We start from the raw sequence: 222 nt of genomic DNA, 5'->3' as shown, positions 1-222 counted from the left end.
CGCCATCATGTTGTCGCCGCCGCCGGTGGAGACCTGCACGTCGGCCGGCAGACCCAGCAGTGCGGCGATCCGCGGCGCCAGGGGGAAGGTCGTTTCCAGAGGAACCAGCGGCGACAGCAGCGCGGCCAGGTCGCGCTGCGGGTCGATCGCCTGCAGCAGTTCGGGTGACCAGCGCCGCTGGCGCACGTCCAGCCAGCCGGTGCCGGATGCATCACCGTACTC

At 71.6% G+C, this 222-nt stretch carries 1 protein-coding gene; it reads right to left on the bottom strand.

What is annotated here, in order from left to right; all coding sequences use genetic code 11:
• On the bottom strand, positions 1 to 222 hold a 222-nt coding region (locus tag RRF55_RS28740; protein WP_439419408.1), incomplete at both ends, for an FGGY family carbohydrate kinase.

The organism is Klebsiella sp. K47, from assembly GCF_051858335.1.
Classification (GTDB): domain Bacteria; phylum Pseudomonadota; class Gammaproteobacteria; order Enterobacterales; family Enterobacteriaceae; genus Klebsiella; species Klebsiella pneumoniae.
Note: the sequence above shows the minus strand (reverse complement) of the source record. Positions and strands in the feature narration are given on the sequence as shown.